At 60.4% G+C, this 26,762-nt stretch carries 19 protein-coding genes, 2 tRNA genes and 1 pseudogene; 18 read left to right on the top strand and 4 right to left on the bottom strand.

The genetic code is table 11. From position 1 onward, the window contains the following. Positions 1–12 precede the first annotated feature (12 nt). Together AACY44_RS02950 and AACY44_RS02945 are read left to right on the top strand one after the other, a co-directional pair. Positions 13–1,302, top strand: coding sequence for an adenylosuccinate synthase (locus AACY44_RS02950; RefSeq protein ID WP_339415659.1), 1,290 nt, complete (start codon positions 13–15; stop codon positions 1,300–1,302). Positions 1,303–1,441: 139 nt separating this feature from the next. Next, the gene (locus AACY44_RS02945; RefSeq protein WP_339415660.1) at positions 1,442–3,376 is read left to right on the top strand and encodes a methyl-accepting chemotaxis protein; all 1,935 of its coding nucleotides are present in this window, start codon (positions 1,442–1,444) and stop codon (positions 3,374–3,376) included. Between the two features lie 93 nt (positions 3,377–3,469). On the opposite strand, the gene AACY44_RS02940 is transcribed toward AACY44_RS02945, so the two are convergent. From AACY44_RS02940 to AACY44_RS02925, 4 genes are all read right to left on the bottom strand, one after another. Then, a complete protein-coding gene (locus tag AACY44_RS02940; RefSeq protein ID WP_339415661.1) occupies positions 3,470–5,035 on the bottom strand; it encodes an ABC transporter permease in 1,566 nt (521 codons plus the stop codon). Beyond that, entirely contained in the window at positions 5,035–6,060 is a 1,026-nt protein-coding gene (locus AACY44_RS02935; protein WP_339415662.1) for an iron ABC transporter substrate-binding protein, read from the bottom strand. The genes AACY44_RS02940 and AACY44_RS02935 overlap by 1 nt, the downstream gene beginning before the upstream one ends. 158 nt (positions 6,061–6,218) lie before the next feature. Beyond that, a tRNA-Leu gene (locus AACY44_RS02930) sits at positions 6,219–6,305 on the bottom strand. 153 nt (positions 6,306–6,458) lie between these two features. Then, positions 6,459–6,545: transfer RNA gene (locus AACY44_RS02925), tRNA-Leu, on the bottom strand. A 224-nt stretch (positions 6,546–6,769) separates the two neighbouring features. On the opposite strand from AACY44_RS02925, the gene rnr reads away from it, so the two are divergent. The 16 genes and pseudogenes from rnr (at position 6,770) to AACY44_RS02850 (ending at position 26,713) form a co-directional block, all read left to right on the top strand. Then, positions 6,770–9,406, top strand: a complete 2,637-nt coding sequence (gene rnr, locus AACY44_RS02920) for a ribonuclease R (RefSeq protein ID WP_339415663.1) — start codon at positions 6,770–6,772, stop codon at positions 9,404–9,406. After that, positions 9,403–10,164, top strand: coding sequence for a 23S rRNA (guanosine(2251)-2'-O)-methyltransferase RlmB (rlmB, locus tag AACY44_RS02915; protein WP_339415664.1), 762 nt, complete (start codon positions 9,403–9,405; stop codon positions 10,162–10,164). Before rnr ends, rlmB begins: the two co-directional genes overlap by 4 nt. Before the next feature lie 246 nt (positions 10,165–10,410). Continuing rightward, positions 10,411–10,833, top strand: coding sequence for a 30S ribosomal protein S6 (gene rpsF / locus AACY44_RS02910; RefSeq protein ID WP_003236224.1), 423 nt, complete (start codon positions 10,411–10,413; stop codon positions 10,831–10,833). Positions 10,834–10,861: 28 nt separating this feature from the next. Next, positions 10,862–11,092 carry a 30S ribosomal protein S18 gene (gene rpsR / locus AACY44_RS02905; protein WP_002551829.1) on the top strand — a complete coding sequence of 77 codons (231 nt, stop codon included), beginning with the start codon at positions 10,862–10,864 and terminating at the stop codon, positions 11,090–11,092. Positions 11,093–11,128: 36 nt separating this feature from the next. Beyond that, complete coding sequence (locus AACY44_RS02900) at positions 11,129–12,022, top strand: hypothetical protein (protein ID WP_339529772.1); 894 nt, start codon at positions 11,129–11,131, stop codon at positions 12,020–12,022. Positions 12,023–12,040: 18 nt separating this feature from the next. Beyond that, on the top strand, positions 12,041–12,487 hold the full coding sequence (gene rplI / locus AACY44_RS02895; protein ID WP_003171376.1) for a 50S ribosomal protein L9: 447 nt from the start codon (positions 12,041–12,043) through the stop codon (positions 12,485–12,487). 110 nt (positions 12,488–12,597) lie between these two features. Further along, on the top strand, positions 12,598–13,992 hold the full coding sequence (dnaB, locus tag AACY44_RS02890; RefSeq protein WP_049710289.1) for a replicative DNA helicase: 1,395 nt from the start codon (positions 12,598–12,600) through the stop codon (positions 13,990–13,992). 97 nt (positions 13,993–14,089) lie between these two features. After that, positions 14,090–16,393 carry a YgiQ family radical SAM protein gene (locus AACY44_RS02885; protein ID WP_339415667.1) on the top strand — a complete coding sequence of 768 codons (2,304 nt, stop codon included), beginning with the start codon at positions 14,090–14,092 and terminating at the stop codon, positions 16,391–16,393. Between the two features lie 219 nt (positions 16,394–16,612). Further along, positions 16,613–17,530, top strand: a complete 918-nt coding sequence (locus AACY44_RS02880; RefSeq protein WP_339415668.1) for an NAD synthetase — start codon at positions 16,613–16,615, stop codon at positions 17,528–17,530. After that, positions 17,530–17,973 (top strand): hypothetical protein, encoded by a 444-nt coding sequence (locus AACY44_RS02875; protein WP_339435819.1) that lies wholly within the window; start codon positions 17,530–17,532, stop codon positions 17,971–17,973. Before AACY44_RS02880 ends, AACY44_RS02875 begins: the two co-directional genes overlap by 1 nt. A gap of 81 nt (positions 17,974–18,054) precedes the next feature. Beyond that, positions 18,055–18,159 (top strand): annotated as a pseudogene (locus tag AACY44_RS27625) (hypothetical protein); the annotation flags it as partial. Between the two features lie 173 nt (positions 18,160–18,332). Beyond that, the gene (locus tag AACY44_RS02870) at positions 18,333–19,259 is read left to right on the top strand and encodes an NAD synthetase (RefSeq protein ID WP_339415670.1); all 927 of its coding nucleotides are present in this window, start codon (positions 18,333–18,335) and stop codon (positions 19,257–19,259) included. Next, entirely contained in the window at positions 19,259–19,696 is a 438-nt protein-coding gene (locus AACY44_RS02865; RefSeq protein ID WP_339415671.1) for a hypothetical protein, read from the top strand. Before AACY44_RS02870 ends, AACY44_RS02865 begins: the two co-directional genes overlap by 1 nt. A 187-nt stretch (positions 19,697–19,883) precedes the next feature. Then, positions 19,884–23,174: a transglutaminase family protein gene (locus tag AACY44_RS02860; protein ID WP_339435820.1), complete on the top strand. Its 3,291-nt coding sequence runs from the start codon at positions 19,884–19,886 to the stop codon at positions 23,172–23,174. 162 nt (positions 23,175–23,336) lie between these two features. Beyond that, positions 23,337–25,823 (top strand): circularly permuted type 2 ATP-grasp protein, encoded by a 2,487-nt coding sequence (locus AACY44_RS02855; RefSeq protein WP_339455636.1) that lies wholly within the window; start codon positions 23,337–23,339, stop codon positions 25,821–25,823. Then, entirely contained in the window at positions 25,823–26,713 is an 891-nt protein-coding gene (locus tag AACY44_RS02850) for a transglutaminase family protein (protein ID WP_049710283.1), read from the top strand. Before AACY44_RS02855 ends, AACY44_RS02850 begins: the two co-directional genes overlap by 1 nt. The last annotated feature ends 49 nt before the right edge of the window (positions 26,714–26,762 follow it).

The raw sequence follows: 26,762 nt of genomic DNA, 5'->3' as shown, positions 1-26,762 counted from the left end.
AGGACAAGTGTTATGGGTAAGAATGTCGTAGTCCTGGGCACCCAATGGGGTGATGAGGGCAAAGGCAAGATCGTTGATCTGCTGACCGAACATGCTGCCGCCGTAGTGCGCTACCAAGGTGGCCACAACGCTGGCCACACCCTGGTCATCGATGGCGAAAAAACCGTTTTGCACCTGATCCCGTCGGGTGTGCTGCGCGAAGGCGTGCAGTGCCTGATCGGCAACGGCGTGGTGGTTGCACCTGACGCCCTGTTGCGCGAGATCACCAAGCTGGAAGAGAAAGGCGTGCCGGTGCGCGAGCGCCTGCGTATCAGCCCGTCCTGCCCGCTGATCCTGTCCTTCCACGTAGCGCTGGACCAGGCCCGTGAAAAGGCCCGTGGCGAGCTGAAGATCGGTACTACTGGTCGCGGCATCGGCCCTGCGTATGAAGACAAGGTGGCTCGTCGTGGCCTGCGTGTTGGCGACCTGCTGAACATGCCGCGCTTCGAAGACAAGCTGCGTGAGCTGGTGGATTACCACAACTTCATGCTGGTGGGTTACTACAAAGAGGCGGCCATCGAGTTTGAAAAGACCTTGGCCGAGTGCAAGGAATACGCTGAGCTGCTCAAGCCGCTGATGCTGGACGTGACGGCTGAGTTGCACGACCTGCGTCGCGCTGGCAAGGACATCATGTTCGAAGGCGCCCAGGGTTCGTTGCTGGACATCGACCACGGTACCTACCCGTACGTGACCAGCTCCAACACCACCGCGGGCGGCGTTGCGACTGGCTCGGGCGTTGGTCCTATGTTCCTGGACTACATCCTGGGCATCACCAAGGCTTACACCACCCGTGTAGGCTCAGGTCCATTCCCGACTGAGTTGTTCGACGAAGTCGGTGCGCACCTGGCCAAACAAGGCCACGAGTTCGGCGCAACCACCGGCCGTGCTCGTCGGTGTGGCTGGTTCGACGCCGTTATCCTGCGTCGCGCTATCGATGTGAACAGCATCTCGGGCATCTGTCTGACCAAGCTGGACGTACTCGACGGCTTGGAAACCATCAATATCTGCATCGGCTATAAAGATGCAGAAGGCAAGGACGTTGCCCCGACTGACGCTGACAGCTACGTGGGCCTGCAGCCTGTGTACGAAGAAGTGCCGGGCTGGACCGAATCGACCGTGGGTGCCAAAACCCTGGAAGAGCTGCCAGCTAACGCTCGTGCCTACATCAAGCGTGTTGAAGAGCTGATCGGAGCACCCATCGACATTATTTCGACAGGTCCGGACCGCAACGAAACCATCGTTCTGCGTCACCCGTTCGCTTAATAAGCTGTTGATGTAAAAAGCAAAGGGCTCCTAATGGAGCCCTTTGTCGTTTCTGTCGCCTTAGCGGCACGACCTTTGCTTTGGTTCTCTCTTTCGCGGTGCTATCAAATTAATGGCACCCGTGGTCGAGGGATTCCCGATGTCTGCCGTTCTCTCATTGTTACAAAGCCGTCTGTTGCGGCCGGTGTTCGTTACCCTAGGTATCGCTCTTTTGGTGCAAGTGCTGGTAGCGGTTGCTCTCACACGCAGCACGGTCACGGCGCTGGAGGCTGATCTGGGCAATCGCCTGGGCATCGATAGCCAGAAACTGTCTGGTGAACTGGCGCAGGCTGGTAAAGAAGTCACGTCCAGTCTGGATAGCTTGTCTACCAGCACCCGTCAGCGCCTGACAGCAGGGCTTTCGACCCGCCTGCAAGAAGAGCAGAAGCAGCTGCGTGCGACCCTGGAAAAAGACCTGCAAGACTCTGCCAATGACATGGCGCAACTACTGGCCTCTGTAGCGCCTCGCGCCATGTGGGACAGCGACGTGCCGACGTTGTCGGAGTTTGCGCGCCGTGCGCAGCGCAATCCCAACGTACTATTTGTAGTTTATGACGACGCCGCGGGTGAGCATTTGACCCGCTACCTGAATCGCGAGAATCCGATCAACCAGGCGCTGCTGGCCAAGGGAGTGGGTGATCGCGCATTGGATAAGGTGCTCGACGCTGCCAAGAACGACCCTTCCGTGTACTACGTCGAGGCGTCTATCAGCCCCAATGGGGTAGAAATTGGCAAAGTCCGCATGGGCGTTTCGACCGTGTCGGTTGAAGCCGACCTGCAGGCACTGGACAAGCGTTTCGCGGCGCTGATTGCCAGCGGCGATCAACTGGTCGGCGACAGCCTCAAAGGCGCGTCGGCTGATAGCGCGGCCGCCATGGGCGCCCGCCTGCAATCCGCGCAAGCTACGGCCACCCAGATGACGGCCAATACCGCCAGCGCCGTTCAGGAGGCTGCTGGCACCTTGCGCTGGCGCATCGGCATGGGGCTCGCGCTGGTCGGTCTTGGTGTATTGCTGCTGATCGCCATCGTGTTGGGGCGCCGTGTCGTCAACCGCTTGAAGCTGCTGATCGCAGCCATGGATGACCTGGCGGCGGGTGAGGGCGACCTCACCAAGCGTGTGCAGATCAGCAGCAAGGATGAAATCGGCGACATGGCCTCGGCGGTCAATCGCTTTGTGGATAAGTTGCAGCCTATCGTCCGCGAGGCGGGGGATGTGGCCCAGCGTACTGGCGTGGAAATCGGCGCCATGACCTTGCGCAATGCCGGTGCTGATGCGGCGGCGGGCTTGCAGCGTGATGAAGTGGCCGAGAGCTTGCGCGCGCTGTCGCAAATGGCAGACGAAGCGCAAGCCGAAAGCCATGCGATGCAGGCGGCGCTGCAGCAGGTGGTGGATATTCGCCAGGCCACGGATGAGAACTCGCGGACTTCGGCGCAGGTCGGCAGTTTGATCGAGGCGCTGGCGGGCCAGGTGCAGGCAGGCTCCCAAGTGATTGAGCGTCTGGCCCAGCAAAGCGAGCAGATCGAGGTGGTGCTGACCGTGATTCACGGCATCGCCGAGCAAACCAACCTGCTGGCGCTCAATGCGGCGATCGAAGCGGCCCGCGCGGGTGAGACCGGTCGCGGCTTTGCCGTAGTGGCAGACGAGGTGCGCGCGCTTGCGAGTAAAACCCAGAGCTCCACCGGTGATATCCAGGCGCATATCGTGGCGTTGCAGCAAGGCGCTCGTGAGGCGGTGGAAACCATCGGCAAGGCCGGACGCCAGGCTGATGAGGGTTTGCTGGTGCTGCGCGATAGCGTGCGCTTGCAGCAGACGGTGCAGGCCTCGGTGGAGCAGGTCCATGCGGCGATTGGCTTGGCGACGCGCGCGGCTGAGCATCAGGCGCAGGGCGCGCATGCGGTGCGTGGTCGCGTTGAAGTGATCCATGCCCAGGCTGAGCGTGCTGCGCAGGCGGTGGTGGAGACGACGGCCAGTGGCAAGGTGCTGGATGGGTTGGCGGCGCAATTGAAGGCAAGCCTGGGACAGTTCCGGGCCTAGCGTCGCCTGTTCCGGCGTCATCGCGAGCAGGCCTGGCTCCCGCCTTGGAATGCATTCCAAATGTGGGTGTCGGGCTTGCCCGCGATAGCGGTCTCAGCGGCTCAGATACATCCGGGTCGTCAGCAGGTACACCGGCAACCCCGACACCAGTATCAACAACGCCGCATATGGCGCCGCCGCTGCAAACTCGACATTCGAAGTGTGCGCCCACACCGCCGTCGCCAATGTATTCAACCCGGTCGGGCTCAGCAGCAACGTCGCCGTCAATTCCTTCATCGCATCCAGAAACACCAGCGCAAACGCTGCACCCAATGCCGGGAAAATAATTGGCAACGTCACTCGGCAAAACGCACTGAGCGACGACGCCCCCAGCGTACGTGCGGCCTCTTCCAGCTGCGGCGCGGCCCTGTTCAGTGCTGTGCGAATCGGCGCCTGGGCCAGTGGCAAAAACAACAACGCATAAGCGATCAACAACAGTGCCGATGTCTGATACAGCGCCGGCACGTAATGCAGGGCGAAATACACCAGCGTCAGCGCAATCACAAGCCCGGGCAGGGCGTGCAACAGATACGGCAGGCGCTCGGCCCAGATTGCCAGTTGGCCTTTGTAACGCACCACTAGCAGGCCCACTGGCACCGCCAATACTAAGCACAGTGCCGCACCGCCGAGAGAAAGTGCCAACGAAGACAACAACGCTTCACTGATCTCATCCACCGGGAATGCGGCGGAAGAGCCCACTGCCAACCAGTAACCGAGCATCCCCAGTGGTATGCCGCTGCCGATTATCGCCAGTACCAGGCAATACGCCTGGCCCAGCGGTGCCCACTTACCTAGTCGAACCTGCTCGGCGTGCCGCGCTGCGCCTTGGCCTATGCGCACATGTCGGCCGTTGCCGCGCACGCGCAACTCCAGCCACAACAGCGTCAGGCACATCACCAGGAGCACTGCCGAGAGCATTGCGGCGTTGGCATTGCTGAATTCCAGTTCGAATTGCTGGTAGATCGCGGTGGTAAAGGTCTGCAGTCCGATAATCGAGAGCGCGCCGAATTCCACCAGCATGTGCAGCGCGATCAACAGTGCCCCGGCCAGCAGCGATGGCCATAGCAAAGGCAATGTGACGCGCAAGAACACGCTCCAGCGATTCAGCCCCAGAGTGCGGGCCGACTCTTCCAGTGAGGGATCAAGGTTGCGCAGCGTCGCCGCCACTGGCAAAAACACCAGCGGGTATTTCGACAAGCTCATCACCAGGATCGCGCCGCCGAGCCCTTCGAAGTTGGCGCTCAGCGAGACCCAGGTAAAGCTGCTGACAAATGCCGGCACCGCAAATGGCAGGCATAAAATCACGCCCCATATGCGTCGTCCCGGCAGGTTGCTGCGCTCCAGCAGCCAGGCCAGTGACAGGCCGATCACGCCGCATGCCAGCGTCACGCCGACCATCAGCGCCAGGGTGTTGCGCAGCAGCCCGAACACGTACGGGCGCCACAGCAGGTGCACCGCTTCCGCCCAGCCGGCCTGCCATGCCTTCAGCCCGACATACGCCAGCGGCAGCAGGCTCAGGCCAACCAGCAACAGCACGGGCAGTAACAGCCAGATAGAAGGGCGCTTGCGCTTTGGGCTGAACCCCCTGCGCGTGGCAGGGGCGGATAGCGATGGGTTCATCAGTTCAAGCCAACGTCACGTTCCAGTTCCAGGGCTTCTTCGGCGTTGCCCAAGTCGGCAGGGGTGACTTTCGGAGGTTGCAGCTCACTGAAAGGCTTGAGTCCGCGCTTGGATTCCATGCCTTTGCGCAGCGGGTACTCAGCCGAGGTGTTGGTGATCACGCGTTGGCCTTCTTCGCTGGCCATAAACGCCAACAGTTGCTGCGCTTCCTTGGGGTGCTTGCTGGATTTCAGCGCTGCAGCCGAAGACACGGTGATCAGGCCGCCCGCATCGCCATTGGTGAAGTAGTGCAACTGGGAGTCCAGGTTGGTTTTTTCTTTCTTCAGCGCGAACCAGTAGTAGTTGTTCACCAGCACCGTGGCCACTTCGCCGTTCTCCACGGCTTTGAGGGCGACCATATTATTGCTGTACACCTTGCCGAAGGCACGCAGGCCGGTCAGCCATTCTTCGGCGGCTTCGCGACCGTGCAACTTGATGATCGCCACGGCCTGCTCCTGGAATGCGCCACTGGTGGGCACGAAGCCAACCTTGCCTTGCCACTCGGGGCCGGCGAAATCCAACACCGATTTCGGCAGGTCTTTTTCAGCAATCAGTTTTGGGTTAAAGGCCACGACGCGGGTGCGTGCGGTCACGCCCATCCAGTCGCCATTGGCGCCGACATAATCCTTGGGCAATACGTTGAGGGTGCTCGCGTCGATTTTGGCCAGCAGGCCTTGTTCGCCGAGTTTGTTCAGTGGTGGCGATTCTTCGGTGTAGATCACGTCGGCAGGGGAGCGGTCACCCTCTTCGACGACCTGGCTGGCCAGTTGGTTGCTGCTGCCTTTGCGTACGTTGACGTGAATGCCGGTCTTGGCTTCGAAGGCCTTGGCGAGTTCATCACCGACTTCTTTGTGCTGGCCGTTGTACAGGGTCAGGGAGGCCTTATCGGCGGAATAGGCGGTGGGCGAGAGCAGGGTCAGGCCGAGCAGAGTGATGGTCAGGCCACGCAGAAGGGATGTCTTGAGATGGGTATCGCGGATCATCATCCGGGTTGTTCCTCACTTGTATTCAACAAATACTTACAAGGATAAACGATAAAACTTCTCAAGTGCGGGCGAGGGGGGAATCGCTGGGGAAGTTTCCACGCTAATGTTTTCAATCCCCGGAAACGAAAAAACCCGCTTTCGCGGGTTTTATCTGAATTTGGTGCCCAGGAGAAGACTCGAACTTCCACGACCTTGCGATCACCAGCACCTGAAGCTGGCGTGTCTACCAATTTCACCACCTGGGCATTATCAAGCAACGTTGCCGCTGTCGATGGGGCGAACTATACGGCGGGGTTTTTGATCTGTAAACCCCTGATTCGAAAAAATAAATCGGGTTTTGCTTTAAAAATCAAAGGCTTGAAACGAAAAAACCCGCTTTCGCGGGTTTTATCTGAATTTGGTGCCCAGGAGAAGACTCGAACTTCCACGACCTTGCGATCACCAGCACCTGAAGCTGGCGTGTCTACCAATTTCACCACCTGGGCAGCATCAACAACGTTGCCGTCGTCGATGGCGCGCACTATACGGAGTGGTATTTGTACTGTAAACCCCCGCTATCAAAAAAAACTGGAAAATATCACCGCCGGGCGTGCAAGCTGCATTTCGGAAGCTGTAAAGTGCTTTTAACGGCTTGTTCGTGCCTGAAATTTCCCGTTTCAATACGCGTATGCCAAACTAACCCGTATATAGACAAGGTGAAAACTCTCTAATGGCCGATTGGCAGTCCCTCGATCCCGAGGCCGCTCGTGAAGCGGAAAAATATGAAAACCCTATTCCTAGCCGTGAACTGATCCTGGCGCATCTCGCCGATCGGGGTTCGCCTGCTAGCCGTGAGCAACTGGTTGAAGAATTCGGTCTGACCACCGAAGACCAGCTCGAAGCCCTGCGCCGCCGTTTGCGTGCCATGGAGCGCGACGCTCAACTGATCTACACCCGCCGTGGCACCTACGCGCCTGTGGATAAGCTCGACCTGATCCTGGGCCGCATTGCCGGCCATCGTGACGGCTTCGGCTTCCTGATCCCGGACGACGGCAGTGATGACCTGTTCATGAGCCCGGCGCAAATGCGCCTGGTGTTCGACGGCGACCGTGCCTTAGCCCGCGTTTCCGGCCTGGACCGTCGTGGTCGTCGTGAAGGTGTGATCGTTGAAGTGGTGTCCCGCGCCCACGAGTCCATTGTCGGTCGTTACTTCGAAGAAGGCGGTATCGGCTTTGTTGTGCCGGATAACCCGAAGGTCCAGCAAGAAGTGCTGATTACCCCGGGCCGCAATGGCGCTGCCAAGGTCGGTCAGTTCGTGGAGGTGAAAATCACCCACTGGCCAACCCCGCGCTTCCAGCCACAGGGCGATATCGTTGAAGTGGTCGGCAACTACATGGCGCCGGGCATGGAAATCGACGTTGCGCTGCGCACCTACGATATTCCTCACGTCTGGCCTGACGCTGTGCTGAAAGAGGCCGCCAAGCTCAAGCCGGTAGTTGAAGAAAAAGACAAAGAAAAACGCATCGACCTGCGTCATCTGCCGTTTGTCACCATCGACGGCGAAGATGCCCGCGACTTCGACGATGCGGTTTACTGCGAAGCCAAGCCTGGCAAGCTGCGCCTGTTCTCGGGTGGCTGGAAGCTGTTTGTCGCCATTGCCGACGTGTCCAGCTACGTGAAAATCGGTTCGGCCTTGGACAACGAAGCCCAGGTGCGCGGCAACTCGGTGTACTTCCCTGAGCGCGTGATCCCGATGCTGCCTGAGCAGCTGTCCAACGGTCTGTGCTCCCTGAACCCGAAAGTCGACCGTTTGGCTATGGTGTGCGAGATGACCATCTCGAAAACCGGCGAAATGACCGACTACCAGTTCTATGAAGCGGTGATCCACTCCCAGGCGCGCCTGACCTACAACAAGGTCAGCACTATCCTGGAAACGCCGAAAACCAGCGAAGCCAAGGCCCTTCGTACCGAGTACGCAGGCGTGGTTCCGCACCTCAAGCAGCTCTATGCGCTGTACAAGGTGTTGCTGGGTGCCCGTCACGTACGTGGCGCGATCGATTTTGAAACGCAGGAAACCCGAATTGTCTTCGGTTCCGAGCGCAAGATCGCCGCGATCACCCCGACCACGCGTAACGATGCTCACAAACTGATCGAGGAATGCATGCTGGCGGCCAACGTGGCCACTGCTGAATTCCTGAAAAAGCACGAAATTCCTGCGCTCTACCGGGTGCACGACGGTCCGCCGCCGGAGCGTCTGGAGAAGTTGCGTGCATTCCTCGGTGAGCTGGGCCTGTCCCTGCACAAAGGCAAAGATGGCCCATCGCCGAAGGATTACCAGGCGTTGCTCGCGAGCATCAAGGACCGTCCGGATTACCACGTGATCCAGACCGTGATGCTGCGTTCCCTGAGTCAAGCGGTGTACAGCGCTGATAACCAAGGCCACTTCGGCCTGAATTACGAAGCCTATACCCACTTCACCTCGCCAATTCGACGTTACCCGGACCTGCTCACGCACCGTGCGATCCGTAGCGTGATCCATTCCAAGCAAAACACCCCGCACGTCAAACGTGCCGGTGCGATGACCATTCCGAAGGCGCGGATCTATCCGTACGACGAAGCGGCGCTGGAACAGTTGGGCGAGCAATGCTCCATGAGCGAGCGCCGTGCCGACGAAGCCACTCGCGACGTAGTGAACTGGCTCAAGTGCGAGTTCATGAAGGATCGCGTGGGTGAGTCGTTCCCGGGTGTGATCACTGCGGTGACTGGCTTTGGTCTGTTCGTTGAACTGACCGATATCTACGTCGAGGGTCTGGTGCATGTCACCGCCTTGCCGGGTGACTACTACCACTTTGACCCTGTGCATCACCGCCTCGCGGGCGAGCGCACCGGTCGTAGCTTCCGTTTGGGTGACACGGTTGAAGTGCAGGTCATGCGCGTCGACCTTGACGAGCGCAAGATCGACTTCGGTATGCCTGAGAAGCCTGCCGAGGCGCCGGGCAGCCGTAAAAAACGTGGCAGCGAACCTACTGCGCCAGCCGGCAAAGGCAGGGGCACTTCCGCGAAAGCGGCAGCCGCCGAGCCTGCGCCAGCCAAGGCGGGTCGTCGCTCGTCTACCAAGGAAAAGGCTCCTGAGGCCTACCGCCCAAGCGACGCAGCGGCGAAAAACGCCGAATTGCGCAAAAGCCGCGAGTTGAAGCAGCAGTTGCTCAACGAAGCCAAAAGCGGTGGTAAAGCGGTGTCTGGGGGAAAGTCTCGCGGGGACGAAAACCCGTCGAGCAAACCAAGTAAGCACCGTAAAGGCCCGCCCAAAGCGGGTTCGACCCCCGCGAAAAGCGGTGGGTCGCGCAAACCTAAGGCCAAGTCATGAGTCTGGAAAAAATCTACGGCGTGCATGCCGTAGAAGCACTGCTGCGTCACCACCCTAAGCGCGTCAAGCAAGTGTGGCTGGCAGAAGGTCGCAGCGAGCCACGCGTGCAATCGCTGGTCGAGCTGGCCACCCAAAACAAGGTGGCTATCGGTCAGGCTGAGCGTCGTGAAATGGACGTGTGGGTTGAGGGCGTTCACCAAGGCGTGGTTGCAGACGTCAGTCCGAGCCAGGTCTGGGGCGAAGCCATGCTCGACGAGCTGCTTGACCGTACCGAAGGTGCCCCGCTGTTGCTGGTGCTGGACGGCGTGACCGACCCGCATAACCTCGGCGCTTGCCTGCGTTCGGCGGATGCTGCCGGCGCGCTGGCAGTGATTGTGCCTAAAGACAAGTCGGCCACCCTGACGCCAGTCGTGCGTAAAGTGGCCTGCGGCGCGGCGGAAGTGATTCCGCTGGTGGCTGTGACCAACCTGGCGCGCACCCTGGAGAAACTCCAGCAGCGTGGCCTGTGGATCGTGGGTACGGCAGGCGAGGCTGAGGTCAGCATTTATGACCAGGACCTCACCGGCCCGACCATTTTGATCATGGGTGCCGAGGGTAAGGGCATGCGTCGCCTGACCCGTGAGCACTGCGATTACCTGGTGCATTTGCCGATGGCGGGTAGTGTCAGCAGTCTGAACGTGTCGGTTGCTACCGGCGTGTGCCTGTTTGAAGCCCAGCGCCAGCGTGGCGCCAAGGCCAAAACCAAGCCTAAGAAATAACCAAGTCTGGCGCAGGTCGAAAATGTGGGAGCGAGCAAGCCCGCTCCCATATCTGTTTTAGGGTGTTTGGAGGATTGTTCAAATAATCACCAATCACCTTGCGCCGTTCCTCCCCCTTCTCTACAATTGCGCCCCTTGCCTTCCTGGCGGGCACCGATGTGCCTCCCTTTGGCAAGATCCATAAGTGTCATTCACTCCTTGTCTGACCGTTTTTGAGCGGCAGGCTACAACCCGTAAGGAGCATTCATGCGTCATTACGAAATCATCTTTTTGGTCCACCCGGATCAAAGCGAGCAAGTCGGCGGCATGGTAGAGCGTTACACCAAGCTGATCGAAGAAGACGGCGGCAAAATCCACCGTCTGGAAGATTGGGGCCGTCGTCAACTGGCCTATGCAATCAACAATGTTCACAAGGCTCACTACGTGATGCTGAACGTTGAATGCACTGGCAAGGCCCTGGCCGAGCTGGAAGACAACTTCCGCTACAACGATGCAGTGATCCGTAACCTGGTCATCCGTCGCGAAGAAGCCGTTACCGGCCAATCCGAGATGCTCAAGGCTGAAGAAAACCGCAGTGAGCGCCGTGAGCGTCGCGACCGTCCTGAGCACGAAGGCGCTGATAGCGCTGATAGTGATGACAGCGACAACAGCGATAACGCTGACGAGTAATCCACGGACCTTTTAAGGAGCCTATCAAATGGCACGTTTCTTCCGTCGTCGTAAATTCTGCCGCTTCACCGCTGAAGACGTGAAAGAGATCGATTACAAAGATCTCAACACTCTGAAAGCCTACGTATCCGAGACCGGCAAAATCGTTCCAAGCCGTATCACCGGTACCAAAGCACGTTATCAGCGTCAGCTGGCCACCGCTATCAAGCGCGCCCGCTTCCTGGCCCTGCTGGCCTACACCGACAGCCACGGCCGCTGAGACCGGGCAGTCGACAAGTAGTAAGGGATTGAATGCATGCGCGCCTTAGCTGAGTTCATCATGCGCGGTCGTGTGCAGGCCACTCTGGTAGTGGCTGGATGTGCAGCATTGCCGTTGTTGTATTGGTTGGGTGCTGCCGCTGGATGCCTTGTGCTCCTGCGGCGCGGTTTGCAGGGCGCCGTTGGCGTCCTGGCCCTGGGAGTGTTGGCCGCCTTGATCTGGTGGCTGCAACTGGGCGAACCCAAGGTGCTTCTGGTGCTGCTGGGGTCGTCGAGCCTTGCGTTGGTGTTGCGCGCAAGTGAGTCCTGGGTCCGCACGCTGCTGGTCAGCGTGGCATTGGGGTTGGTGTTTTCGGTGTTGATTGACGCGGCTTTCCGCCCGCAAATCGAGGCGCTGTCGCAAGAGATCGTCAAGATCCTGCCGATGGCCCTCGGGGAACTCTACCAGCAGCTGTCGGTAGATGAGCGAGCGCGACTGGCAACACTGATTACGCCGGCCCTGATCGGCCTGATGGCGGTAATGATGCAGATCGTCAGCTTGTTGAGCCTGATGCTTGGGCGATATTGGCAGGCGTTGTTGTACAACCCGGGTGGTTTTGGTCGCGAGTTTCGCAGCATCAGAATTCCCGTGGGCCCAGCGATGTTGCTGCTTGCACTCATGGTTATCGGACCGAACCTCGGTTCGCAGATGGCCTTGATGGTGCTGTTTTGCAGCGTACCGCTGATGTTCGCCGGACTGGCCCTGATTCACGGGCTGGTCGCGCAGAAGCGCCTGGCCAAGTTTTGGCTGGTGGGGTTGTACGTAACGATGTTGCTGTTCATGCAGCTGATCTATCCGTTACTCGTGGTTCTGGCCATTGTCGACGGCCTGATTGATTTTCGCGGTCGTCTGGCGCCGAAAGACGCCGATAACGCGAACGGTGAAGGTTAAAAGTTAGAGGATTTTCACATGCAACTGATCCTTCTGGAAAAAGTCGCCAACCTGGGCAACCTGGGCGACAAAGTGAACGTTAAGGCCGGCTACGGTCGTAACTACCTGCTGCCATACGGCAAAGCCACCGCTGCAACCGCTGCCAACCTGGCTGCGTTTGAAGAGCGTCGTGCTGAGCTGGAAAAAGCAGCAGCAGACAAAAAAGCTTCGGCCGAAACTCGCGCTGCCCAACTGGCTGAGCTGGAAGTGACTATCACTGCCACCGCCGGTGACGAAGGCAAGCTGTTCGGTTCGATCGGCACCCACGACATCGCTGATGCACTGACCGCCTCCGGCGTTGAAGTGCAGAAGAGCGAAGTTCGTCTGCCGAACGGCACCATCCGCAACGTAGGCGAATTCGACGTAGCCGTGCACCTGCACGCCGAAGTTGAAGCCACCGTACGCGTTGTCGTGGTAGCAGCTTAAGCAAGACCCAACTGGCTGGCACCTTGCGTGACAGCCGGTTAACATCGGGCACGATCCTGTTTACAGGTCGTGCCTTTTGTTTTTTTACACACCCCTAATTCCAAGTGGCCATGAACGATATTTCAGCTCCCGAGCAATACGATCTGCAAACCGCTGCCCTGAAGGTGCCGCCGCACTCCATCGAGGCCGAACAGGCCGTGCTCGGTGGTTTGATGCTGGACAACAACGCCTGGGAGCGCGTGCTGGATCAAGTCTCGGACGGTGACTTCTATCGCCATGACCACCGCTTGATCTTCCGCGCCATCGCCAAGCTGGCCGATCAGAACTCCCCCATCGACGTCGTGACCCTTGCCGAGCAGTTGGACAAGGAAGGTCAGACCTCACAGGTGGGCGGTCTCGGCTACCTGGGTGAGCTCGCAAAAAACACCCCGTCGGTCGCCAACATCAAGGCCTATGCGCAGATCGTCCGCGCGCGGGCAACGTTGCGTCAATTGATCGGCATTGCCACTGAAATCGCCGACAGTGCCTTCAACCCGGAAGGGCGTACAGCCGAGGAAATCCTCGACGAAGCCGAGCGACAGATCTTCCAGATCGCCGAAGCGCGGCCGAAAACGGGCGGCCCGGTCAGCGTCAACGACCTGTTGACCAAAGCCATCGACCGTATCGATACCCTGTTTAACACCGACAACGCGATCACCGGCCTGTCCACTGGCTACACCGACCTCGATGGCATGACCAGCGGCCTGCAACCGTCTGACTTGATCATCGTTGCGGGTCGTCCGTCGATGGGTAAAACCACGTTCGCGATGAATCTGGTGGAAAACGCCGTTCTGCGCAGTGACAAGGCGGTGCTGGTTTACTCCCTGGAGATGCCAGGTGAATCGCTGATCATGCGGATGCTTTCATCCCTGGGCCGCATCGACCAGACCAAAGTACGTGCCGGTCGCCTGGAAGACGATGACTGGCCGCGCCTGACCTCGGCGGTCAATCTGCTCAACGACCGCAAGCTGTTCATCGATGACACCGCCGGTATCAGCCCGTCAGAAATGCGCGCGCGCACCCGACGCCTGGTGCGTGAGCATGGCGACATTGCCCTGATCATGATCGACTACCTGCAGTTGATGCAGATCCCCGGCTCCAGCGGTGACAGCCGAACCAACGAGATTTCCGAGATTTCTCGCTCGTTGAAAGCCCTGGCCAAGGAATTCAACTGCCCAGTGGTGGCGCTGTCCCAGCTCAACCGTTCCCTGGAACAACGGCCCAACAAGCGCCCGATCAACTCCGACTTGCGGGAATCCGGAGCGATCGAGCAGGATGCTGACGTGATCATGTTCGTGTACCGCGACGAGGTGTATCACCCGGAAACCGAGCACAAGGGCATCGCCGAGATCATCATCGGCAAGCAGCGTAACGGCCCGATCGGCACCACGCGCCTGGCGTTTATCGGTAAATACACCCGGTTCGAAAACCTTGCGCCAGGCAGTTACAACTTCGAAGACGAGTAAATGAACGCCTCCAATTCCGACTGCAAAGGTCGGAATTGGTCAAATTTTGTGCTATATTCCGCGCCCGCGATTTTTCATCTCAACACCGGTCACCGTCATGCAAACAGCCAAGCCGTTATTTGACTATCCCAAGTACTGGGCCGAATGTTTCGGTCCTGCGCCATTCCTGCCAATGAGCAGGGAGGAGATGGATCAGCTTGGCTGGGATTCCTGCGACATCATCATCGTCACCGGTGATGCCTACGTTGATCATCCGTCGTTCGGCATGGCGATCATTGGCCGGCTGCTGGAGTCTCAGGGCTTCCGCGTCGGGATCATTGCGCAGCCGAACTGGCAGTCCAAAGACGACTTCATGAAGCTCGGCGAGCCGAATCTGTTCTTTGGCGTCGCGGCCGGCAACATGGACTCGATGATCAACCGTTACACCGCCGACAAGAAAATCCGCTCCGACGACGCCTACACCCCCGGCGGCATGGCCGGCAAACGCCCGGACCGCGCCAGCCTGGTGTACAGCCAGCGTTGCAAGGAAGCCTACAAGAACGTGCCGATCGTGCTCGGTGGCATCGAAGCCTCCCTGCGCCGCATCGCTCACTACGACTACTGGCAGGACCGCGTTCGTAACTCGATCCTGATCGACGCCGCCGCAGACATCCTGTTGTACGGCAACGCCGAGCGGGCCATCGTCGAAGTTGCCCAGCGCCTGTCGTGGGGCCACAAGATCGAAGACATCACCGACGTGCGTGGCACTGCGTTCATTCGCCGTGACACCCCGGCTGGCTGGTACGAAGTGGACTCCACGCGTATCGACCGTCCGGGCAAGATCGACAAAATCATCAACCCGTACGTGAACACCCAGGACACCCAGGCTTGCGCCATTGAGCAGGAAAAAGGTCCGGTTGATGATCCGGACGAAGCCAAGGTTGTGCAGATCCTGGCCAGCCCGCGCATGACCCGCGACAAAACCGTGATCCGCCTGCCGTCGGTGGAAAAAGTCCGTGGCGACGCAGTGCTCTACGCTCACGCCAACCGCGTGTTGCACCTGGAAACCAACCCAGGCAACGCCCGCGCTCTGGTGCAAAAACATGGTGAAGTGGATGTGTGGTTCAACCCGCCGCCCATTCCCATGACCACCGAAGAAATGGACTACGTGTTCGGCATGCCTTACGCACGTGTCCCGCACCCGGTGTACGGCAAGGAAAAGATTCCGGCCTACGACATGATCCGCTTCTCGGTGAACATCATGCGTGGCTGCTTTGGCGGCTGTACCTTCTGCTCGATCACCGAGCACGAAGGCCGCATCATCCAGAACCGTTCCGAAGAGTCGATCATTCGCGAGATCGAAGAGATCCGCGACAAGGTCCCGGGCTTTACCGGGGTGATCTCCGACCTCGGCGGCCCGACCGCGAACATGTACCGCATCGCCTGCAAGAGCCCGGAAATCGAATCCGCGTGCCGCAAGCCGTCGTGCGTATTCCCTGGCATTTGCCCGAACCTGAACACCGACCACTCGTCGTTGATCCAGCTGTACCGCAGCGCCCGTGCGTTGCCGGGTGTGAAGAAGATTCTGATCGCCTCCGGCCTGCGCTACGACCTCGCCGTCGAGTCGCCGGAGTACGTCAAGGAGTTGGTCACCCACCACGTCGGTGGCTACCTCAAGATCGCCCCGGAACACACCGAGGAAGGTCCGCTCAACCAGATGATGAAGCCGGGCATTGGCAGCTATGACAAGTTCAAGCGCATGTTCGAGAAGTACACCAAGGAAGCGGGCAAGGAGCAGTACCTGATCCCGTACTTCATCGCCGCCCACCCCGGCACCACCGATGAAGACATGATGAACCTGGCCCTGTGGCTCAAGGGCAACGGCTTCCGCGCCGATCAGGTGCAGGCGTTTTACCCGTCGCCGATGGCCACCGCCACCGCGATGTACCACTCGGGCAAGAACCCGCTGCGCAAGGTCACCTACAAGAGCGACGCGGTGACCATCGTCAAGAGCGAAGATCAGCGCCGTCTGCACAAGGCGTTCCTGCGCTACCACGACCCGAAAGGCTGGCCGATGCTACGTGAAGCGCTGACCCGCATGGGCCGTGCCGACCTGATCGGGCCGGGCAAGGAGCAACTGATCCCGCTGCATCAGCCGAGCACCGACAGCTACCAGAGCGCGCGTCGCAAGAACTCGACGCCGGCCGGCAGCCACAAGGTTGCGAAGGAAACCACCACCAAAATCCTCACCCAGCACACCGGCTTGCCACCGCGCGGCAGCGACGGCAGCAACCCGTGGGATAAACGTGAGCAAGCCAAGGCTGCGGCCATGGCGCGTAATAAGCAGGCGGCCAAAGAACGCACCGATGCGGCGAAGGGCAAAGGCAAGAAGCCTGCGCGCAAGCCGGTCGTGCCGCGTTGATCGCAGCCTGAATATGCAAAACGCCAGCCTCGTGCTGGCGTTTTGCTTTCTAGCGGGTGGGTAAGCTGTTTGTTAAGGTGGCGCGCATTAGATTGCTATCGCAGGCAAGCCACCTCCCACAGTGGACTGCCTTCCAATGTTGAAACCCGGTCAACTGTGTGCGGGCTTGCTCGCGAAGGCGTCAGTTCAGACACCACCTATTTCAAGGAAGATCACCCCATGGGTAACCCCCTGCTCGACATCGGCATGGACTTCAACCGCTCGCAATTCATGGCCCGCCAGCGCATTGAAAGCCAGATCAACCTGCCACGGCTGTTTGCGGCCATCGACGCTGACCCCGGCATCGTCGGCGCAGGTGTCGTGTATATCGACGCCGACTTCAATGTCGTGACGCTGCGCGAATTCAAGCCCATCTGCAGCATCAAGCCCAAGCGCATCATTCTTCGTGAAGCGCAGAAGTACATAGCCCCCGCACAGTTTGCCGATCAGGTGACCAACAATCCGCGTGAGTCTCGACTCGTGGGGGAGGCCGTCAATACGACCTTGTCTTGTGCCGGTGCGATTCTGGGCTGGATTGTGGTGTTCAGCGGCACTGTCGCCGTACCGTTCACGGGTGGCGCGAGCCTGGTAGTGGCGGGCCTCGGCGCCACCGCTGCGGCGGCCAGTACCGCGCAGTGCGTGGTCGGAGGCATGAGAACGTTCAACGAACTCAACGACCCGACCGCCAACGACGATATGGACAACGAGGAATGGTATCGCTATGCAATGCCGGTATTGGACGCGGCTTCGCTATTGGGCGTCGGCGCCTCTACCCTGACAACTGTTCGACTGTTGCAGGCTCGAAAAGCAACGACGGGTAGAAGCTGGTACGAGTTGTCCAAGGGCTTGACCCGGCAGCAACGTAAGGCGCTCACCAACGAGTTGCTAAGCCTGAAAGACCCACGCCTGAGCAATAAGCTGTTGAAGTTGCGCCAGCGCTCCGGTGAGTTGGTGAAGCGCTATTCGGCGACGCAGATCAATCACGCTACCGTTACGCAGATCAGGGATTCCCTCGGTGCCGCCATTGGTTTCACCGGGAGTGCCTTGTCCGGCAACATTCGAACCATTGCAGTAGGGTTATACGAGGAGCTTGAGTGATGGTGCGCCAAGTCTCGTTAAAAGCTTTTTTGGCTGAGTACTTCCCTGCGTTTATTTGCGCATTTTTCCTTGCCTGTTTTTCCCTATCCGCTGCCATTTCATTGGCATCGAGTACCTTTTTTCGCGGTGAACCAGAGCGAGCGCGTTATTCCTTTGTGGCGGCGGTTGTCTTGGGGCTGCTCTTGGCGTTCAGCCACTTCGTCATGATCAGGGGGAGAGCCTGGGGCGTTTGGGCCATCGTCGCCTTCTACGTGGTGTGCTTTTTGATCGTATTACCAACCTATGGCTATCGGCCGCATATGGCTGCCTATGTCATAGGGTTACTGTTCCCAATGCTTGGACTGTTGTTGCTGAACAGTAAACGCCATCGGGAAATGCGCCGTCAGCTACTGGAGATCCGCCACCTGCGCGAAGCCATGATCGCCAAGCACAAAGCCCGCTGACGGGGTAGCGTCACCACCTAGACTCATACGCACGCCACACATCAGCGCATGCACCGTTGCACTGACGACGGCGCCGTTTAGAACTCGACGCCAGCCGGCAGCCACAAGGTCGCCAAGGAAACCACCACCCAGATCCTCACTCAGCACACCGGCCTGCCGCCACGTGGTAGCGACGGCAGCAACCCGGTCGTGCCGCGTTGATTGCGGCCTGAACATGCAAAACGCCAGCCTCGTGCTGGCGTTTTGCTTTCTAGCGGGTGGGTAGGCTGTTTGTTAAGGTGGCGCGCATTAGATTGCTATCGCAGGCAAGCCTGCGATCGGGCCGGCCCGGCCACCGTCACTTTCAAGGAAGAACACTTATGAGCAACCCCCTGCTCAGCATCGGCATGGACTCCAACCGCTCGCAATTCATGGCGCGCCAGCGCATTGAAAGCGAACTTAACCTGCCGCGGATATTTGACGCCATCGACGCCGACCCCAACATCGTCGGTGCAGGCGTGGTGTATATCGACGCCGACTTCAATGTCGTCACCCTGCGTGAGTTCAAGCCCATCTGCAGCATTCAGCCCAAGCGCATCATTGTGCGTGAGGCGCAGAAATACGTCGCACCGGCGCAGTTTGCAGACCAAGTGATGAACAATGCGCGCGAGTCACGGTTGATCAGCGAAGCCTTCAACACCACCTTATCCTGCGGCGGAGCGGTGCTGGGTTGGCTGGTGATGTTAAGCGGCACCATCGCGGTACCGTTCAGCGGTGGCGCCAGTTCAGTCATCACGGTCATTGGCTACACCAGCGCCACCGCCAGTACGGCGTCATGCCTGATGGGGGCATTTCGCACCCGCAATGAGATCGTCAACCCTGGCATGAATGACTATCTGGATAATGAGGAGTGGTACCAGGCCGCTACCAAGATCATGGATGGCGCCGCCTTGGTTGGCGTGGGCGCGTCTGCGCTGACCACGGTCAAATTGGTCAATGTGGCCCGTGCGTCCACCGGCAAAACCCTGCGCCAAGTGCTCAAAGGCCTGAACGGCCAGGAGCGGGAAAAGCTGACAAAAGAGCTGCTGAAAATCGCCGACCCACAGATGTCGACCAAGATGCGCAAGCTGCTGCAACTGCGTGGCGATTTGCCCAAGCGTTTTACCCACACTCAGCTCAAGCACGCCACCATCGTCCAGCTCGGCGACGCCTTCAGTGCAGGGCTGAGCGTCTGGGGGCTGGTGCGCTCGGACAACCCCAAACAGCTCAAAACCTTGGCGATAGGGTTGTACGAGGAGCTTGAATAATGAATGGCGCTCCATCGTTGAAACCATTTTTGCTGGAACATTTCCCCTCGTTCATCGGCGTGATTCTCGCTGGCTGCCTTGGCGGCTCCGGCGCAATTTCTCTGGCAGCTGCCACCTATTTTGCCGACGTGCCCATGGCCACCAATGCCACCGTGTCCTGGTTCGTGGTGATCTTCGCGGCCTTGTTCGTGGTCAACAGCAACTTCCTGGTCGTGCGCGGGTACGCCTGGGCGGTGTGGGGCATGGTCAGCTTTTTTGTGGTGTGCCTGCTGGTGGTGCTTCCGACGCTGCAATTTCACCCTCACTGGTTTATCTACAGTGAAAGTCTGTTCTGGCCATTGCTCGGGTTGTTGCTGATCAACAGCAAGGGCTATCGGGCGATGGTCAGGAAGTTGGTTGAGGTGCGGCGCCTGCGGACGGCGGCCAAGGCTGCTTGACTGGGTAGATTCCCCACCCTCCTTCACGTCGGCGCCACAAATATGTGCGTCACTTGCACCACGGCATGCCCTTTGGCGCCGTTTTGGTGCTGTACTGCACCGGGTCCCACGATAAAGCGCAATGACGGCCGCTCTGGCATAAGTCTTGCGCGCTTTGTTTCCATGCCCTGGCTCGCAGGAGGCCGCCGTGTCGATTCATGTCGCGTTGCACCACGTTACGCATTACCGCTACGACCGCGCGGTCGAACTCGGCCCGCAGATTGTGCGTTTGCGCCCGGCGGCCCATAGCCGCACGCGGATTTTGTCCTACGCGCTGAAAGTGCTGCCCGAGCAGCATTTCATCAACTGGCAGCAAGACCCCCAGGGCAATTACTTGGCGCGGTTGGTGTTTCCGGAAAAGACCGATGAACTGCGCATCGAAGTCGATCTGGTCGCCGAGATGGCGGTGTTCAACCCGTTCGACTTTTTCCTTGAGCCTTACGCCGAAAAAATCCCTTTCAGCTACGCCGCCGATGAGCAGCGCGAGCTGGCGCCGTACCTGGAAACGCTGCCGCTGACGCCGAAGTTTGCCGCCTACCTGGCCGGCATCGACCGCACACCGTTGCCTGCCGTGGATTTTCTGGTCGGCCTCAACCAGCGTCTGGCGGCCGATATCGGCTACCTGATACGCATGGAACCAGGCGTGCAAACGCCGGAATTCACCCTGGAAAACGCCTCCGGCTCCTGTCGCGATTCAGCGTGGCTGCTGGTGCAGTTGCTGCGCAACCTCGGCTTGGCAGCGCGGTTTGTGTCCGGCTATTTGATCCAGCTGACCGCCGACGTCAAAGCCCTCGATGGCCCGTCCGGTACTGAGGTGGACTTCACCGACCTGCATGCCTGGTGCGAAGTGTATTTGCCCGGCGCCGGTTGGATCGGCCTGGATGCCACCTCCGGGTTGTTTGCTGGTGAAGGTCACATACCGTTGGCCTGTAGTCCCGATCCCTCTTCAGCGGCACCGATCAGTGGTCTGGTGGAACCATGCGAGTGCGAATTCACCCACGAAATGTCCGTAGAGCGGATTTGGGAAGCCCCGCGCGTTACCAAGCCCTACACTGAAGAACAATGGCTGGCGATCCAGGCGCTTGGCCGGCAGATCGACGGCGACCTGCTCAAAGACGATGTACGCCTGACCATGGGCGGCGAGCCGACCTTCGTCTCGATCGACGACCCCGACGGCGCTGAGTGGAACACCGCCGCGCTCGGGCCGGACAAGCGTCGCCTGTCCGCCGAGTTGTTTCAGCGTATGCGCAAACACTACGCGCCCAAGGGGCTGGTGCACTTCGGGCAGGGTAAGTGGTACCCCGGCGAACAACTGCCGCGCTGGTCACTCAACTGCTACTGGCGCCGTGACGGCGTGCCGATCTGGCACAACAGCGCGTTGATTGCCGATGAACAAGAAGATTACGGCGCGGACGGCGTCATGGCCGGGCGCTTCCTGGCCAGTGTCGCCGAGCGCCTGAAGCTGCCGGCGCGCTTTGTGTTCCCGGCCTTCGAAGACAATTTCTATTACCTGTGGCGCGAAGGCGCGCTGCCGCAAAACGTCACCGCCCAAGACCCGCGCCTGAGCGACGACCTGGAGCGCGAACGCCTGCGCAAAGTGTTCAGTCAGGGCCTGGATAAAGTCATCGGCCAAGTGCTGCCGCTGGCGCGTACGGCAGCTAATGATCGCTGGCAGAGTGGTCGTTGGTACCTGCGCGATAACCATTGCCGCCTGGTGCCCGGGGATTCGCCGCTGGGCTATCGCCTGCCGTTGGCCTCGCAGCCTTGGGTCACGGCGGCGGAATATCCGTTTGTGCATCCAACCGACCCCAACCAGGATCAGCCGACGCTGCCGACCACCACTCAGCTGCAAAGCCACGGCGAACCCGCTCCCAGCGATGAGCGCGTGCCGAAGGTCGACGAGTCTGCCGATTGGCTGACCCGAACCGCCCTGTGCGCGGAGGCTAGGGACGGGCGCCTTTATCTGTTCATGCCGCCGCTGGAGCGCGCCGAGGACTACCTGGAACTGGTGGCCGCCATCGAGGCGACCGCCGAAGAGCTGCATTGCCCGGTATTGCTGGAAGGCTACGAGCCGCCGGCTGATACACGCTTGAGCAACTTCCGCGTCACGCCGGACCCAGGTGTGATTGAGGTTAATGTGCAGCCGTCCGCCACGTGGGATGAGCTGGTAGAGCGCACCGAATTTCTCTACGAGGAAGCGCGGCAAACCCGCCTCACCACCGAGAAGTTCATGATCGACGGGCGCCACACCGGCACCGGCGGCGGTAACCACTTTGTGCTCGGTGGCGCGACGCCCAAGGACTCACCCTTCCTGCGCCGGCCCGACCTGCTGCGCAGTCTGATCAGCTACTGGCATAACCATCCCTCCTTGTCCTACCTGTTTTCCGGGCTGTTTATCGGCCCGACCTCCCAGGCGCCACGGGTGGACGAGGCGCGCAACGACGCGCTGTACGAACTGGAAATCGCCTTCGCGCAAATGCCGGAGCCCGGCGAAGAGTGCCCACCATGGTTGGTGGACCGCCTGCTGCGCAACCTGCTGATCGATGTGACGGGCAACACCCACCGCGCCGAATTCTGCATCGATAAACTCTACTCGCCGGATGGCGCCACCGGCCGCCTGGGCCTGCTGGAATTGCGTGCATTTGAGATGCCGCCCCATGCGCGCATGAGCCTGACCCAACAATTGCTGCTGCGCGCCTTGGTCGCGCGTTTCTGGCGTGAACCCTATGCGCCGCCGAAACTGGCGCGCTGGGGCACCGAGCTGCACGACCGTTTCCTGTTGCCGCACTTCATCGAGCAAGACTTTGCCGACGTGATCGTCGAACTTAACGCCGCCGGTTACCCGCTGCGCGCCGAATGGTTTGCGGCGCATCTGGGGTTCCGTTTTCCCAAAGTCGGCGACTATGCCGTCAGCGGTATCGAACTGGAGCTGCGCCAGGCCCTGGAACCCTGGCATGTGCTGGGCGAGGAGGGCGCCGTGGGCGGCACGGTGCGTTATGTCGATTCGTCCCTTGAGCGCCTTCAGGTGAAATTGACCGGGCTGCCGCCGCAGCGCTACCTGCTCACCTGCAACGGCATTCCGGTGCCCTTGCAACCCACCGGGCGAGTCGGCGAGTTTGTGGCGGGCGTGCGTTACCGTGCCTGGCAACCGGCCAACTGCCTGCAACCGACCATCGCGGTGCATGCGCCGTTGGTGTTCGATTTGCTGGATACCTGGATGCAACGCTCGCTGGGTGGCTGCCAGTACCATGTCGCCCATCCGGGCGGGCGCAATTACGACAGCTTGCCGGTGAATGCCAATGAAGCGGAGAGCCGGCGCATGGCGAGGTTTTTCCGGTTGGGGCATAGCCCTGGGAAGCTTCCGGTGCCGGCAGTCGTCATTAACGATGAGTTGCCGATGACCTTGGACTTACGGCGTTTCCCCAATAAAAATGACTAAACGCCGGTCCTGATGTGGGAGCGGGCTTGCTCGCGAATGCGGTAGATCAGCCGATACAGGTATTGACTGACCCTCCGCATTCGTGAGCAAACCCGTTCCCACAAGGGGATTTGCAGTGTTTGTTGAGTTAATCTGAGCCCCCTTGCCTCTGCCGAGCGTTCCATGTCCGATTTGCTCGACCGTTACCCGCTGACCGCGGGCACCTATCATGAACTGCTGGACGACAGCGGCGCGGTGCGTGCCCATTGGCAGCGCCTGCTCGACCACCTGAAACGCAGCACACCCGCGCAACTGGCCCAACGCCAGGCGCTGCTGACCCGGCAGATCCAGGAAAACGGCGTGACCTACAACGTCTACGCCGACCCCAAGGGCGCCGACCGCCCATGGGAACTTGACCTGTTGCCCCACGTGCTCGCAGCCGATGAGTGGCAGCACCTGTCGGCCGGTATTGCCCAGCGTGCACGGCTGCTCAATGCCGTGCTGGCCGATCTCTATGGCCCGCAGCGCCTGATCAAGGAAGGCTTGCTGCCGGCCGAACTGGTGTTTGGGCACAACAACTTCCTGTGGCCGTGCCAGGGCATCCAGCCGCCGGACGGTGCTTTCCTGCACCTGTACGCCGTGGACCTGGCGCGCACCCCGGATGGCCGCTGGTGGGTCACCGCCGACCGCACACAGGCGCCGTCGGGTGCTGGTTACGCGCTGGAGAACCGCACCATCGTGTCCCGCGCGTTCCCGGAGCTGTACCGTGATCTGCAGGTGCAGCACCTCACGGGGTTCTTCCGTACGCTCCAGGAAACATTGGTCCGACAGGCGCCCGGGAATGATCAACAGCCACTGATCGTTCTGCTCACGCCGGGCCGATTCAACGAAAGTTACTTTGAACACCTCTACCTCGCCCGCCAACTCGGCTACCCGCTGGTGGAAGGCGGCGACCTCACCGTGCGTGACAGCACGGTGTTCCTGAAAACCCTCAGCGGCCTGCGCCGGGTGCACGCAATCATGCGTCGTCTCGACGACGACTTTTGCGACCCACTGGAGCTGCGCACCGATTCAGCCCTCGGCGTCCCCGGCCTGCTCGATGCGGTGCGCCAAGGCAATGTGTTGGTGGCCAATGCCTTGGGCAGCGGTGTGCTGGAGTCGCCCGGTTTGCTCGGCTTCCTGCCGAAGATCAACGAATTTCTGTTCGGTGAAACACTGATCCTGCCGTCCATTGCCACGTGGTGGTGCGGTGAAGCGCCGGTGCTGGCCGAGGCTCTGGAAAAGTTGCCGGAGCTGCTGATAAAGCCGGCTTTCCCGTCGCAAAGTTTCGCGCCGGTGTTCGGCCGTGACCTGAGCGACGAAGAGCGCCAAGCCCTGGCCGAACGCATGCGCGCGCGGCCTTACGCCTACGTCGCCCAGGAACTGGCGCAATTGTCCCAGGCACCGGTGTGGCACACCGTGGATGACCACCTGCAACATCGCGCCATCGGCATGCGTGTTTATGCCGTGGCCAGCGCCGACGGTTATCGCGTGCTTCCCGGCGGGCTGACCCGCGTGGCCGCCGAGGCCGATGCCGAAGTGGTGTCGATGCAACGCGGAGGCGCCAGCAAAGACACCTGGGTGCTCGGCGAACGCGCAGCCGGTAGCGAACACTGGCGTGCGCAACGCGCCATTGGTGCCCATGACCTAGTGCGCCGCGATCCGTATCTGCCGTCGCGGGTAGTGGAAAACCTGTTCTGGTTTGGTCGTTACTGCGAGCGCTGTGATGACAGCGCTCGCTGGTTGCGCGTTGTGCTGGCGCGGTATGTCGATGGCGATGACGCGCTGGCCTTGCAGGCGGCCGTCGAGTTGGGCGAAAACCTGCGCCTTCTGCCGGAAGAGGGCGAATTGCCGGAGCGCCTGCTCGCGGCCTTGCTCGGTGATGACTGGCCCTCGAGCCTGCGCGCCAACCTGCAACGCTTGCAGTGGGCGGCGTCCCAGGTGCGCGGCAAGCTATCCCGGGAAAACTGGCAGGCCCTGGTGGAGCTGCAGCGCGAAGCCCTGGAACTGGAAAGCGAGACGCCGGACTTTGGCGAATTGCTGGATTTCCTCAACCGCCTGGTGATGTCCCTGGCGGCGCTGTCCGGGTTTGCCCTGGACGACATGACCCGCGATGAAGGCTGGCGCTTTTTGATGATGGGCCGGCGCATCGAGCGCCTGCAATTTCTTAGCAGCAGCCTTGCCGCCTTCCTGCGGGGCGTGGCGGTGTTCGATCAGGCCGGGCTGGAGTGGTTGTTGGAGCTGGGCAACAGCAGCATCACCTATCGCTCGCGCTACCTGGCGGTGCCGCAGTTGATCCCGGTGCTCGACCTGTTGCTGCTGGACGAGCAGAACCCGCATGCGGTGTTGTTCCAGCTCAAGCTGGTGAGCCGTACCCTGCGGCGTCTCAACGACGATTTCGGCGTACCCCGGGAAACCGGTCTCGCCCCGTTGGTGGAGCGCCTGTCGCGTTTCGACCTGGGCTGCCTGGAGAACCCGCTGTTTGGCGAATCCAGCGTGCGTGCCGCGTTGGACGGCCTGGCCGACCTGCTGCAAGCGGTGGCCGATGAAAGTGGGCAAGTGTCGGATCGCCTGGCCTTGCGCCACTTTGCCCATGTGGATGATGTCAGCCAACAAACGGTGTCGGTGTGATGAGTGCGCGCTACCAGATTTTTCACGATACCCATTACCACTACGACAGCCCGGTGTCCCTGGCCCAGCAGTTGGCGCACCTGTGGCCACGGCCGTGCGCCTGGCAGCGTTGCAGCTCGCAGCAGCTGGAGATCAGCCCGGAACCAACGTCGCGCCGTGATGAGCTGGATGTGTTCGGCAACCCGATCACCCGTCTTGCGTTCGAACGTCCCCATGACGAATTGCTGGTGAATGCCGGGCTGACCGTGGAAGTGCTGGCGCGACCGGTGCTGGATTTCCAACAATCGCCGGCCTGGGACCAGACCCGCGACAGCCTGACCTACAGCAGCCATCCCATGTCACCTGAGCTGATCGAAGCGTGCCGCTACCGCTTCGAATCGCCCTACGTGCACTTGAAGCAGACCTTCGTCGAGTTCTCCGAAAGCTGTTTCCCGCCTGGCCAGCCTTTACTGCTGGGCGTGCAGGCGCTGATGGAAAAGATCTTCAGCGAATTCACCTTCGATGCCGAAGCCACCCAGGTCGCGACGCCGTTGGTGGAAGTGCTGGAGCGCCGGCGCGGTGTGTGCCAGGACTTTGCTCACCTGATGTTGGCGTGCCTGCGCTCACGGGGCCTGGCGGCGCGCTATATCAGCGGCTACCTGCTTACTCAGCCACCACCCGGCCAGCCACGGCTGATCGGCGCCGATGCATCCCACGCGTGGGTCTCGGTGTATTGCCCGGTATCAGGTTGGGTGGATTTTGATCCGACAAACAATGTGCAGCCGGCTCTAGAGCACATCACCCTGGCCTGGGGCCGGGATTTTTCCGATGTGTCGCCGTTGCGAGGGGTGATTCTGGGGGGAGGGAGTCATGACCCGGAGGTTCGGGTGACGGTGATGCCGCTGGAGTAGAGGTGGATTGTGCCGAGCCGGTCGCGCCGATCGGGCCGGCTCAGCACAA

It is taken from the genome of Pseudomonas sp. RA_15y_Pfl1_P11, assembly GCF_963970975.1.
In the GTDB taxonomy this organism is placed as follows: Bacteria; Pseudomonadota; Gammaproteobacteria; order Pseudomonadales; family Pseudomonadaceae; genus Aquipseudomonas; species Aquipseudomonas tritici.
The sequence above is the reverse complement of the archived record's forward strand: the minus strand, read 5'-3'. Positions and strand labels throughout refer to the sequence as shown.

Bases quoted from the DNA above. Each gene is read 5' to 3' on its own strand.
- AACY44_RS02940 (WP_339415661.1), bottom strand. From the start codon at position 5,035: ATGAACCCATCGCTATCCGCCCCTGCCACGCGCAGGGGGTTCAGCCCA.
- AACY44_RS02885 (WP_339415667.1), top strand. From the start codon at position 14,090: ATGCAAACAGCCAAGCCGTTATTTGACTATCCCAAGTACTGGGCCGAA.
- rpsR (WP_002551829.1), top strand. From the start codon at position 10,862: ATGGCACGTTTCTTCCGTCGTCGTAAATTCTGCCGCTTCACCGCTGAA.
- rplI (WP_003171376.1), top strand. From the start codon at position 12,041: ATGCAACTGATCCTTCTGGAAAAAGTCGCCAACCTGGGCAACCTGGGC.
- AACY44_RS02870 (WP_339415670.1), top strand. From the start codon at position 18,333: ATGAGCAACCCCCTGCTCAGCATCGGCATGGACTCCAACCGCTCGCAA.
- AACY44_RS02945 (WP_339415660.1), top strand. From the start codon at position 1,442: ATGTCTGCCGTTCTCTCATTGTTACAAAGCCGTCTGTTGCGGCCGGTG.
- dnaB (WP_049710289.1), top strand. From the start codon at position 12,598: ATGAACGATATTTCAGCTCCCGAGCAATACGATCTGCAAACCGCTGCC.
- rlmB (WP_339415664.1), top strand. From the start codon at position 9,403: ATGAGTCTGGAAAAAATCTACGGCGTGCATGCCGTAGAAGCACTGCTG.
- AACY44_RS02935 (WP_339415662.1), bottom strand. From the start codon at position 6,060: ATGATGATCCGCGATACCCATCTCAAGACATCCCTTCTGCGTGGCCTG.
- AACY44_RS02875 (WP_339435819.1), top strand. From the start codon at position 17,530: ATGGTGCGCCAAGTCTCGTTAAAAGCTTTTTTGGCTGAGTACTTCCCT.
- rnr (WP_339415663.1), top strand. From the start codon at position 6,770: ATGGCCGATTGGCAGTCCCTCGATCCCGAGGCCGCTCGTGAAGCGGAA.
- AACY44_RS02850 (WP_049710283.1), top strand. From the start codon at position 25,823: ATGAGTGCGCGCTACCAGATTTTTCACGATACCCATTACCACTACGAC.
- AACY44_RS02900 (WP_339529772.1), top strand. From the start codon at position 11,129: ATGCGCGCCTTAGCTGAGTTCATCATGCGCGGTCGTGTGCAGGCCACT.
- AACY44_RS02855 (WP_339455636.1), top strand. From the start codon at position 23,337: ATGTCCGATTTGCTCGACCGTTACCCGCTGACCGCGGGCACCTATCAT.
- AACY44_RS02950 (WP_339415659.1), top strand. From the start codon at position 13: ATGGGTAAGAATGTCGTAGTCCTGGGCACCCAATGGGGTGATGAGGGC.
- AACY44_RS02865 (WP_339415671.1), top strand. From the start codon at position 19,259: ATGAATGGCGCTCCATCGTTGAAACCATTTTTGCTGGAACATTTCCCC.
- rpsF (WP_003236224.1), top strand. From the start codon at position 10,411: ATGCGTCATTACGAAATCATCTTTTTGGTCCACCCGGATCAAAGCGAG.
- AACY44_RS02880 (WP_339415668.1), top strand. From the start codon at position 16,613: ATGGGTAACCCCCTGCTCGACATCGGCATGGACTTCAACCGCTCGCAA.